Annotated in this window: 6 protein-coding genes; 5 read left to right on the top strand and 1 reads right to left on the bottom strand. The window is 36.7% G+C overall.

Annotated features, from left to right (window positions below):
- Window position 1 precedes the first annotated feature (1 nt).
- Window positions 2–1,498, bottom strand: coding sequence for an ankyrin repeat domain-containing protein (locus VB264_RS11445; RefSeq protein WP_323249470.1), 1,497 nt, complete (start codon window positions 1,496–1,498; stop codon window positions 2–4).
- Between the two features lie 1,224 nt (window positions 1,499–2,722).
- On the opposite strand from VB264_RS11445, the gene VB264_RS11440 reads away from it, so the two are divergent.
- The 5 genes from VB264_RS11440 (at window position 2,723) to VB264_RS11420 (ending at window position 12,418) form a co-directional block, all read left to right on the top strand.
- Entirely contained in the window at window positions 2,723–4,720 is a 1,998-nt protein-coding gene (locus VB264_RS11440; RefSeq protein WP_323249468.1) for an alpha-L-arabinofuranosidase C-terminal domain-containing protein, read from the top strand.
- Between the two features lie 120 nt (window positions 4,721–4,840).
- Window positions 4,841–5,707: a transketolase gene (locus VB264_RS11435; protein WP_323249467.1), complete on the top strand. Its 867-nt coding sequence runs from the start codon at window positions 4,841–4,843 to the stop codon at window positions 5,705–5,707.
- Window positions 5,708–5,722: 15 nt separating this feature from the next.
- The gene (locus VB264_RS11430; protein WP_323249466.1) at window positions 5,723–6,694 is read left to right on the top strand and encodes a transketolase family protein; all 972 of its coding nucleotides are present in this window, start codon (window positions 5,723–5,725) and stop codon (window positions 6,692–6,694) included.
- A gap of 670 nt (window positions 6,695–7,364) precedes the next feature.
- A complete protein-coding gene (locus VB264_RS11425; protein ID WP_323249465.1) occupies window positions 7,365–10,514 on the top strand; it encodes a SusC/RagA family TonB-linked outer membrane protein in 3,150 nt (1,049 codons plus the stop codon).
- Window positions 10,515–10,528: 14 nt separating this feature from the next.
- Window positions 10,529–12,418 (top strand): RagB/SusD family nutrient uptake outer membrane protein, encoded by a 1,890-nt coding sequence (locus tag VB264_RS11420; RefSeq protein ID WP_323249463.1) that lies wholly within the window; start codon window positions 10,529–10,531, stop codon window positions 12,416–12,418.
- The last annotated feature ends 18 nt before the right edge of the window (window positions 12,419–12,436 follow it).

The following is a 12,436-nucleotide window of genomic DNA, read 5'->3' as shown; positions in this document are numbered from 1 at the left end:
TTTATTTAAGAAAATTAATGGAAATTTTAGCTTTAGAAAGTGTTTCATTTTCACTCGCTAAGTCAAAAGCTGTTTCTTTAAAATTAGTCTGAGCATCCTTTGCTGCTCCAATTGACACCAAATATTTAAGGATATTATCATCTTTGGCAATCATCGCCGCTTTATGTAACGCTGTAATTCCTTCGCTATTTTTAGCGTTGATATCAATACCCAAAGGTTGAAGACGTTTCAAAAGGGATAAGTCGCTTTTAGCTACGGCCAAGTGATAAAGCGTATTTCCATTTTTTTGTGGTGCTAATACGTTCAATCCCTTTGCTTGTAATAGCTTTAGTTTTGTTTCAAAATCTTCTGGTTTAGGACCATTCGGACCTCTTCCTTCGCCACTACTATATGATAAAATAAGGTAAGCTGCCAAATTGTCGCCATTCTTATCTGCAACCTGTATAGAAGCCCCTTGGTTAATCAGATAACGAACTACGTCAGGAGAGTTACTACGCACAGCCATTGCCAATGCTGTAATACCTTTTTGATTACCTTGGTTGATGTTTTTTACTTTTGGAAGTAACAACGCTAATACTGTAGTATCACGGCTACCAAGTGCGGCAGTCATAAATGCAGTATTCCCTTCGCTATCTGCTTGGTTAACGTCAGTCCCTTTGCTTAAAAAATATTGAATAATATCGTGTTGCTTCGGTTTTCTAACAATAAAATGCAATGCATTTTCCCCATTTTTATTCGTTGCTGTTGGTTTTAGTTTCAAGCTTTCTAAGTACTGAAATGTCTCTATTGTATTAGCTCCTTGGCGTGTACCTTGTGCCGCCATAATCATGGCATTATCTGTAGCAGGGACTCCTTTTTGTAAAAGAGCCTTTAAGATTTCAATATTCCCACTTCTAGCGGCATAGCTGAATGCGTTATTCCCATTAGCGTCAGTACTTTTTAAATCTAACCCTTTTGAGATGAAATAGTTCGTCAATATCAAGTCTTTATCATTGGCAACCACTAATAATAAAGCATTCGCTCCCTCGTTGGTTAAGTCTTTCTTTAAATTAGCACCTGCTTTCAAACATAAGTCAAAAATTTGTGTATTCGTCTGACCAGCAGAAGCTGCAAAATTAAGAGGCGTTGCTCCGTGGCTATCTTCAATATCAGCTTTTGCACCTTTCCCTATTAAATACTCCATAATTTCCACATTACCAGTAGAAGCTGCCCAGTGTAAATAGGTACGGCTATCATGCGTTATCTTTGTAATATCGTTACCAGGCTGAGACAGAAGATATAAAATTGTTTCATTGGGCACTTTTGCATTAATAGCCATTACTACGGGGTCAAAACTTGCTCCATTGAGTTGAGCAGGATTATTCCCTTTTTCCACCTCTGCTTTTACTGTACTTACTGTTGGTTTACTTCTCCAAAACGATTGCTCTAACAATGTGTTTTGTTGAGCTTTTGCAGCAAACGTCAATAAAGTTATTGCCACAATGAATAATTTTTTCATAATGAATAATGTTGAATTAAAGTAGTTATAATTGATACTAAATTGTTCACTAAATCTTTAGATTTTAGAAAAAGCAAAAGGTTTAGTGTATGTTAAATATTGGTCTTAATTAATGGGATAATTTCAGGTTGATAAAGTGAAGTGCAAACTTTGCAAATATGAACGCAAATCAATATACGTTTTGTGCGTAAACCTAACTTTCCACTTAGATATTGGTACTGTTATTACTTCTACTTGCAATAATCTTATGACGTATTCTTGTACTTTCTTCATTTTATCTATTTTTACAGGCGTATTATTTAGACTGATTATAAATTAAAGCAAAGATACTACCCACTTCCTTTACAAGCCAAGAGAAATGTCAGAAAATTTGAGATTCTTCTTAGTTTTATGTGTGAATACTCTTCCAAATAATTTTGGCTAAAAAATTAACCTTGATTTGTACTGTTAATTATTTGATAAGTCCTTTTTGATAAATGAACCAACAAAATAACAAATCCCTCTGCTTAAACAAGTCACTAGTTTAGTAGAGGGATTTGACCTGTGAACAAAAGTATAATTTTAATTAATCAATTAAAACTTTATCAAGCGAAACAAAATCATCGATTCTTTGATAGTTTGATTTGCTTTTGTCAGACCACGTCGAGTCTTCTCTCTGAACTGTCTTCTCGTTAATCAAAAATATAGTCTTCTATCAATACATTCTGACCATCGCATATACTTTGATATTTTTGAGAAGGTCAAAGCAATAGATAGAATTCATTTATTAGGAAGAACTACTTAATAATCAGACATATAGATATGGCATTTACAGTAATGATACGGTCTGCTTATATTTTTTCTTGAATTTATTAAAGTTTAAGTTGTTCAAGTTATATTTTATTAATAACTTTGCTTATGTTAGTCCTAAGTAATATAAATTGTGTACATTTAACACAATTCAAAGCCCTTTAATTTTTATTTTAACTGAAAAATATTTTTTTGCTTTGTGTGTTCTACTGTGTTATATACTTATCTTGTTTTAGTTATATTGTTTGTTTATAAATTTATTTTACTATAAATAAAGTTTTTATTATTAAAATATCTTTTAAAAGAAGTCGCTAGTATAAAGCCCGAGAATCATTTGTGATTAGGGCATATTTCTAAAAATATTTTTTTGCTTACACTGTTCTAGTGTGTTATACATTTGTATTGTTTTGGTTATTGTAAATTTTTAGTTAAAAAATGGAAAAAAATAGGAACATATCTCAAAGTAAGAAGTATAAATATATGCGACTATGTTTGTTGTATTTCTTGATTTTTCCTACAATAATTAGTGTTGGTCAATCACAAACAAAGAAGACAGAAACGGGAAAAAAAATCAGTCCTTATTTATTCGGATTATTTTTTGAAGATATCAACTATGCTGCTGATGGAGGATTATATGCCGAATTGATACAAAATCGCTCGTTTGAATACAGCCCAACTGACCGAACAGACTGGCACTCACTTTCTTTTTGGGAATACACTACTCCGAGGTATTCTTATGGCTCACTTAATGTTGAAACCAGTACTCCTGTGCATCCCAACAATCCACATTATGCGGTATTGAATATTGAGCATGTTGGAGAAGCAGGTGTTGGCGTAAAAAATCATGGGTTTGAAAATATCGTAATAAAACAAGGTGACAAATATTCTTTTTCAATGTTTGCACGTCAGCTTTCATCAAGCCCCATTGCTGTTACAATTAGCCTGCAAACGCCAAAAGGGAAAGTAGTTGCCGAAAGTAAAATAAATGTTAACACTAAAGATTGGAATAAATATACTGCTTCGCTCACCGCTTCAGCGAGTAACGACAGTACTTCATTAGTTATTTTGGCTACTACAAAAGGAAAAATAGCCTTAGATGTTGTATCTCTTTTTCCTGAGAAGACTTTCCTGAATCGTCAGAATGGACTACGAGCAGACTTAGCCCAATTGTTGGCAGATATGAAACCATCTTTTATCCGTTTCCCAGGCGGATGTCTTACTCATGGCGATGGACTAGGGAATATGTATCGTTGGAAGAATACAGTAGGTCCTATAGAACAACGTGTAGAACAAAAAAACATCTGGGGATATCATCAAACGGCTGGTTTGGGATATTATGAATATTTTCAGTTTTGCGAAGACATAGGTGCAAAACCACTTCCTGTATTGCCCGCAGCAGTTAGTTGTCAGAACTCAGGAGGTACTTGGCGCATTGGTGGGACAGGACAAAAAGCCTTGCCAATGGATGAAATGCAGGAGTATATTCAAGAAGTGCTAGATTTAATAGAATGGGCAAATGGCCCTGCAACATCTACGTGGGGAGCAAAGCGTGCGGCGGCAGGTCATCCACAACCTTTCAATCTTGAATTTGTGGGAATAGGGAATGAAGATAAAATTACGCCAGAATTTGAGGCACGCTTTAAAATGATTTATGATGCTGTAAGAGCGAAGCATCCAGAAATTACGATTATTGGTACTTCTGGACCATTTTCTGACGGAGAAGATTTTGATAAGGGATGGACAGTTGCTAGTAATAGCAATGTCCCAATGATTGATGAGCATTATTATAAAGAGCCAAAATGGTTTCTTTCAAACCTGAATCGTTACGATGCTTATGACAGAAAAAAACCTGGCGTTTATCTCGGCGAATATGCCTCATGGGGAAATAAATTGTATAATGCTATTGCGGAAGCTGCTTATATGACTGGGCTAGAACGCAATGGGGATATCGTAAGAATGGCATCGTATGCTCCTTTGTTGGCGAAGAAAAATCATACTCAATGGAATACAGATATGATATTTTTTGATAACTCAAAAATCAGCCTTACTCCCAATTATCATGTTCAGAAGATGTTTACTACCAATCAGGGAGATTATTATTATGATAATGTTATTGCTCAAAATGTTAAAGATACTACTCTTGCAGCTTCATGTGTAAAAGATAGCAAAACGGGTGATATTATTTTAAAATTCGTCAACAATAGCAATGTAGCAAAAAGTATGAAAGTAAATCTTTCAACATTCAAAAACTATATGAGTAGCGCAGCGCAAATTGTGCTGTCTGGAAATGCCAATGCCGAAAATACATTAGAGCATCCACAGAACATTGTACCTGTATATTCAACAGTTAACGTAAATAAAGTTTTTGACTATCCTGCTCCGGCAATGTCTCTTACTGTAATTAGAATTAAGATTTTATCAAAGAAAATTTAAATATGAATTCTTTCAGTATTGAACATCAGCATGATAAAATGAACACACACGTTTATACCAGTCCGTTATATACAATACCTGTTTTTTCTAAGACTCAAAGAAAACGTAATAACAAATAAAATGGAATTAAAACAATTACAAAATACAGCTTCGCAAGTGCGCCGTGATATTGTACGGATGGTACATGCTTGTCAATCGGGGCACCCTGGTGGTTCATTAGGATGTACTGATTTGGTCGTAGCACTTTATTTTCATGAAATGACAATTAATGAAGAAAAAGGAGCAGACGGATACTTGAAGTTTTCTCGTGCGGGACAAAATGAAGACTTATTCTTTTTATCGAATGGACATATTTCTCCATTATTCTATTCTGTCTTGGCTCACCGTGGATATTTCGCTCCCGCAGAATTGGCTACTTTCAGAAAAATAAACTCACGTTTACAAGGACACCCAGCTACACATGAACATTTGCCGGGTATTCGTATTGCTTCTGGCTCATTAGGACAAGGTTTGTCGGTAGCGGCTGGAGCCGCAAAAGCCAAGAGACTGAGAGGAGATGACCGTAATATATATGTATTGATGGGGGATGGCGAACAGCAAGAAGGGCAAGTATGGGAAGCAGCACAGTTTGCAGCACATTATCAACTCGACAACCTGATTGCTATCATTGACTGGAACAAACAGCAAATAGATGGCCCAACAGAGAAAGTAATGAGCAATAAAGATTTGAAAGCAAAATATGAAGCTTTCGGATGGACCACGATTACGTTAGAAAATGGGAACGATATGCAATTAACATTAGATGCATTAGCCCAAGCCAAACAGTTGAAAGGACAAGGAAAGCCAATTATGATTCTAATGAAATCAGAAATGGGATATGGCGTTGACTACATGATGGGTACGCATAAATGGCATGGTGCAGCGCCTAATGATGAACAGTTGAACACAGCATTATTACAATTAGAGGAAACAATTGGTGATTACTAATAAATAATTTTAGAGATGAAAGAATACAGTTTCACAGAAAAAAAAGATACTCGTTCTGGATTTGGAGCAGGTATGGCAGAATTGGGCAAATCAAATCCAAAAGTTGTCGCACTTTGCGCAGATTTAGTGGCATCCTTAAAATTAGATGCATTCATTAAAGATAATCCTGAAAGATTTGTTCAATGTGGTATTGCTGAAGCAAATATGATTGGCGTATCGGCAGGGATGGCTATTGCAGGCTATATTCCTTATGCTACTACTTTTGCCAATTTTGGTTCGGGAAGAGTATATGATCAAATCAGACAGAGTGTTGCTTACTCAGGCAGTAATGTGAAAATTTGTGTGTCACACGCTGGATTAACATTAGGAGAGGATGGCGCAACACACCAGATTTTGGAAGATATTGCTATGATGAGAGCCATGCCAGGGATGACGGTAATCAATCCATGTGATTACAATCAGACAAAAGCAGCGACTATCGCAATTGCTGAATACGAAGGACCGGTTTATCTTCGTTTCGGCAGACCCGTCGTTCCAGTATTTACAGCTCCTGACCAAAAGTTTGAAATAGGTAAAGCATGGATGGTGAATGAGGGTAAGGATGTAAGCATTTTTGCCACAGGCCATTTAGTATGGGAAGCCATACAGGCTGGAGAAATATTGGCGAAAGAAGGCATCGATGCAGAAATTATCAATATCCATACAATTAAACCATTGGACGAAGAAGCAATTTTGAATTCAGTGAAGAAAACAGGGTGTGCGGTCACTGCCGAAGAGCATCAATTGAATGGTGGATTAGGCGATGCGGTGTGTCAATTACTCAGCCGAAACCACATAGCACCTATTGAAATGATTGGTGTAGATAATTCTTTTGGTGAAAGTGGAACGCCTGCTCAATTGATGGAAAAATACGGATTGAATGCACAGAGTATTGTAGATAAAGTACGCATTGCTATCAAAAGAAAGGAATTAATCAGTTCAAAATAGTTTGTAAAAAATAGTATCTGTTTTTATTTTGTCATAAAAGCCACTCATATTTTGGGTGGCTTTTATTATGTAAAGTCTGTCATCAAAATGCTGAAATTATGAAAAGCTTATATAGAGGAAAACAGGATAGTACTAAAATATCACGAGTATAGTACATATTTTAATGACCTGTTGAATTTAATTACTTGGTGCTAATGCTATATTTGATATTTTTTATGAATTAAATATCATCTTTAAAATAATCATTAGTTCAACTAAAAGTATTTTTAGGATTTATGCTACAAAACTATAGCACAAAAGTATTAATTTGTATTGATTTTGTTAAGTAATACTTTTACATCAAAAATTGTTTAAAAAGTTGCCAATTATTCGCTTTAAAAGACCTCAAGGCTACTAAAAATACACTATTTTCATCTCTAAAACACCTAAAAAAATGAATTTTAGTTTATCCAGACAGTTCTCAATTCTTTTAAATTTTTTCTTTTAGAGGTACAATTTCCAAATATTTTTGACAAAAGCTTATTGCTACGTATACTATTTAGAAAATTATCGTGTGAAATTAACACTTTCTTACGATGCTGAACATTTGGTATAGATATTTAAAGATTTATGCTACTGTATTCTTATACTACTCTCTTACTTTGTACGAAAATATTATATTATTTATTAAATGAATCATATTTATCGTCGTATGAAGCAATTTGACTTATCTATTCCAATTACGCGAAAAAAGCTGTACTTAGTTGTATGGTGCATATCGCTTTTAATTGGTTTTTCGAGCTTTTCATTAAAAGCTCAAACAGTAAAAGGGACTATTAAGTCCGCTTCAGGAGAAGGAATACCTGGAGCAACCGTTAGTGTTAAGGGTACTACCCGTGGGGTTAGCGCGAGTAAAGATGGAACTTTTTCCATTGCTGCCACACCAAAGACAACTTTGGTTTTCAGCTCAGTTGGCTATAAAACACAGGAGGTTTTAGTAGGTAACCAAACAAGTATTAATGTAGTGTTAGAAGAATTTCAATCTGCATTAGATGAGGTAGTAGTTGTGGGTTATGGAAAACAAAAGAAAGAAGGTGTTGTAGCCTCTGTTACCCAAACAACGAATAAAGAATTAGAGCGAGCAGGTGGTGTGTCAAGTATTGGTGCAGCATTGACTGGAAATGTGCCAGGCTTAATTACCAATGCAAGTACTGGTCTTCCAGGTGCAGAAGATCCTCAGATTATTATTCGTGGTCGTAGCTCTTGGAATAATTCAGACCCACTAATTCTAGTGGATGGCGTAGAGCGTCCTATGAACAGCGTTGATATCAGTTCTGTTGAAACAGTTACTGTACTTAAAGATGCTTCGGCGACTGCCGTTTTCGGTTCTAGAGGTGCCAATGGTGTAATTTTAATTACTACCAAACGAGGTAAAATGGGAAAGGCATCAATCAGAGCTGTCGTAAATACCATTGTAAAAGCTCCTTCTAAACTACCTCAAAAGTATGACTCTTATGATGCATTGAAAATTAGAAATGAAGCAATTGAGTATGAACTTGTGACAAAACCAGAAGGGTGGAGAGATTATCTACCTGAGGGGATTCTTAATAAGTATCGTAATCCATCAAGTGTAGCAGAAGCAGAACGCTATCCCAATGTTAACTGGGAAGAAGCATTATTCAATTCTTATGCGATTTCCAACAATGCCAATTTGAACATCAGCGGGGGTACAAATCTTGTGAAATATTTTACCAGTGCAGATTTTTTACAAGAAGCCGATTTATTTAAAATCTATGATAATAAAAGAGGGTACAAGCAAGGTTTTGGCTTCAATAGACTTAATGTTCGTAGTAATTTAGACTTTCAATTAACGCCTAGTACACTTTTTAGAACAAACCTTTCAGGTTCATATGGAGTAAGAAAAAGCCCATGGGGCTTCTCTGGAAGTCAGTACGGCCCATGGATTGATGCTTATAATGCAGCTCCTGACTTGTTTTTACCGCAATATTCAGACGGTTCATGGGGCTTTTATGCACCTAACCAAGCGAGAGCCGAAAACTCTGCATTGAGTCTTGCAATTGGTGGACTACAATATCAAACTACTGCCCGCATAACGACTGATTTTACGTTAGATCAAGATTTGGATATGCTTGTGAAAGGCTTGAGAGCTTCGGGTACTGTCTCGTTAGATAATACTTTTGTAGAATCAGATCGTGGTGTTAATGACCTTTATAATGGTACTCAACGTAAGTGGGTAAATCCTGAAACAGGCGTTGAAACATTCCAATCGGCTGTTGATGGTATTACAGGTTTTGATTTTCAAGAAGGTATCAAGTGGGCACCAGCAGCAGGGGCTATCGGAGCTAGCCAGCGTCGTTTGTTTTACCAATTACAGCTTAATTACAACAAAACGTTTGCAGGGTTACATAATGTAACTTTGATGGGTTTAACAAACAGAAACGTGTATGCAAACGGTAGTACAATTCCTTCCTATAGAGAAGACTGGGTGTTTAGAACAACTTATACATTCAACAATAAATACACTGTAGAGTACAATGGTGCTTATAATGGTTCTGAGCAATTTGCAAAAGACTACCGTTTTGCCTTTTTCTCTTCTGGGGGTGCTAACTGGGTAATATCTAACGAAAAATTCATGAATTCGGTGAAATTCATCAATTCTATGAAACTGCGTATGTCTTACGGACAAACAGGGTTTGACAACCTAGGAGTAAGATGGCCGTATCTTGAGCAATGGTCATACGGCGGAACATCAAGATTGGGTGTAACTGGTGAAGGAGCAGAACAAAGTCCATATACTTGGTATTCGCAATCAACAGTTGGTAACCCAACCGTACAGTGGGAACAATCAGAGAAATTCAATCTGGGTTTAGACTTTGAACTTTTCAGAGGTTTTGTGAAAGGTAAGGCTGACTTCTTTCAGGATAATAGAAGTAAAATTTTGTTGACAGGAAGATCCGACGTACCAAGTTATTTTGGGGCATCTCCGCCAGTGGCAAACTTAGGTGCTGTTAAAGCAAGCGGTTATGAATTAGAACTTCATTTCAATAAAAATGTAGGGAAGTTCCGTTTGTGGGCAGACCTTAACATGACGCATACGCAAAACAAAATTATTGAACGTGCTACGCCAGAATTACTGCCTGATTATCAGAAACCAGAAGGTATGCAGATTGATCAAGCTTATTCATTCGTAAGCAAAGGCATGTATAATAGTTGGGATCAGTTGTATGGAAGTGCGATGCACAATGTAAACGACAACCAAAAATTATTGGGTAACTACTACTTGGTTGATTATAATGGAGACGGAGTTATTGACACGCAAGATAGAATTCCTTATGGGCACACAGGCTGGCCACAGAATACCTACAACGCTACTTTAGGCTTTGATTGGAAAGGGTTCTCAGTTTTTGCACAGTTCTATGCGGTGAATAATGCTACTCGTCAAGTGGTTTTCACAAGTTTAAGTTCACAAAGCCATACAGTTTATCAAGAAGGTGCATACTGGTCACCAACAAATACTAGCGGAACGCCTATTCCACGTTGGTTAACAACACCATTCGGGGACTATAGAGGTACACAGTATATGTACGATGGCTCTTATGTAAGATTAAAAAATGCTGAAATAGCATACACTGTAAATCCTGACATTAGTAGAAAATTAGGACTTAGTAGTCTGCGAATTTATCTAAATGGGAATAACCTTATTGCTTGGAGCAAAATGCCTGATGATAGGGAGTCTAATTTTGCTGGTACTGGTTGGGCCTCACAAGGAGCTTATCCAACAGTAAAAAGATATAATTTAGGTTTAAACATTACTTTCTAATTAATAATAAAAACATGAAAAAGAGAATAAAACTTTTGTGTGTAGCTGTAGTTTGTTCTATGACTTTTGGAGTTACTTCATGCTCAGATTTTTTGGATCGTGATCCTCAATCTCTTGTGTCTGAAAAAGATGCCTTTAAAAACTTTGTAAACTTTCAAGGATTTACCGAAGAACTCTATCATACTATTCCAGACTTTTCTAATGGTTACTGGACCAACTCTTTTAACTGGGGAGAGGATGAAATCCAATCTACAGCCCAAAACTTTCACTTTGGTGTAAAAATTGATAATGGCGATTTTTGGGGCTGGCAACGCAATTTTGACGGCTGGCAAGCTGGTTGGATGGATCGTAACAGTAATGTAACCAACGATGACCGCTTTACAAAATCACTTTGGGGTTTAGGATGGTACGGTATCCGTAAGGCTAATTTAGGTTTGGAAAATATAGACAAACTGACTGATGCCACACAAGAAGAAAAAGACTTAATCAAAGGTCAGCTATTGTTTTTTAGAGGTTGGTATCACTTTATGTTTATGCAGTATTTTGGAGGACTTCCATATATTGACAAAGTATTACCTGGAGATCAGAAGTTAACCTTGCCTCGTCTTAAATACAGCGAATGTGCTGATAAAGCAGCCGCGGATTTTAGAGCAGCGGCCAACTTATTACCTACAAACTGGGACAACACAACGGCAGGTAAGAGGACATTAGGTAAAAACACATTGCGTATCAACAAAATTATGGCACTTGGCTATTTGGGAAAAAATTATCTTTGGGCTGGTAGTCCATTGATGAATTCGGTCTCAGGCGGCGGTACTACTTACAATGCTGAATATTGCAAAAAGGCAGCAGATGCATTTGCTGAATTACTTAATTTATGTGAGAGTGGAGAAGCTCCTTACCGCTTAGTTCCTTTTGCACAATATTATACTAACTTCTATACGACTGGGCAGAACTGGCAAATGCCAGGTGGAACTGAAGCCATTTTCAGAGGACCGTACTATGGTGCTAATAGTTCAAACTGGGGAACGAGTAAACAATATAGCCCACTTATTATCAGTGAAGGCGATGTAAAATTCTTGCCAACAGCCAATTATGTTGACAACTACGGAATGGCTAACGGATTACCTATTAAGGATATTACAAAAGCTGACACAGAGTCTGGTTATAATCCTGAATATCCTTGGAAAGGAAGAGACCCACGTTTTTACAATGATATTATTTTCGATGGTGTGAGAATGGTAGCAGGAAGTATTCCAAATGCCAGCGAAGTGAACAACCGTTATGCCAATTTACATACTGGAGGTTCTTATCGTGATATTGCAACAGGTAGCCGTACAGGATATTTACTCTTTAAGTTTGTTCCAAGAACAGCCAACAAGTATGACCAAGGATATGGTTATGATAAAAGTCTTAACATTCACTTGCCATATATGCGTTTGGCAGATATTTATCTGATGTACGCTGAAGCTGCTGCACAAGGCTATGGCTCGGCTATGGGTAAAGCAGGAAGTTATTCTAAAACTTCTGTAGATGCCATCAACGTCATTAGAGATAGAGCAGGAGTAGGTCACGTAGATGCTAAGTTCATGGGTTCTCTGGATGTTTATATGGAAGAATTAAGACGTGAACGTGCTGTAGAACTTTCATTTGAAGGTCATCGCTTCAATGACCTCCGTCGTTGGTTAATGATTGCTAAAAATCCTTATACACTTAAAAAATCAATTGAATTTGATAGAGCAGCTACATTGGATCCAGCGAAAGACCCTAAAGACAATAGAGTTTTGAACATCAGAGAGTCTGTCATATTAGAGCGCAAGTTCACTGATAAGCATAATTGGTTGCCATTAAAGGTTAATGACGTGAATTTGTACCTAGAATTTGCTCAAAATCCTGGCTGGTAATGGGGAGGCAAATCATAT

Source organism: Arcicella aquatica, assembly GCF_034928825.1.
Taxonomy (GTDB): Bacteria; Bacteroidota; Bacteroidia; order Cytophagales; family Spirosomataceae; genus Arcicella; species Arcicella aquatica.
This window is presented reverse-complemented; position numbering and strand designations above follow the sequence as displayed.

What these genes read in the sequence shown, in the direction of transcription:
- VB264_RS11430 (WP_323249466.1), top strand. Translation starts at nt 5,723, where the DNA reads ATGAAAGAATACAGTTTCACAGAAAAAAAAGATACTCGTTCTGGATTT.
- VB264_RS11440 (WP_323249468.1), top strand. Translation starts at nt 2,723, where the DNA reads ATGGAAAAAAATAGGAACATATCTCAAAGTAAGAAGTATAAATATATG.
- VB264_RS11445 (WP_323249470.1), bottom strand. Translation starts at nt 1,498, where the DNA reads ATGAAAAAATTATTCATTGTGGCAATAACTTTATTGACGTTTGCTGCA.
- VB264_RS11435 (WP_323249467.1), top strand. Translation starts at nt 4,841, where the DNA reads ATGGAATTAAAACAATTACAAAATACAGCTTCGCAAGTGCGCCGTGAT.
- VB264_RS11425 (WP_323249465.1), top strand. Translation starts at nt 7,365, where the DNA reads ATGAATCATATTTATCGTCGTATGAAGCAATTTGACTTATCTATTCCA.
- VB264_RS11420 (WP_323249463.1), top strand. Translation starts at nt 10,529, where the DNA reads ATGAAAAAGAGAATAAAACTTTTGTGTGTAGCTGTAGTTTGTTCTATG.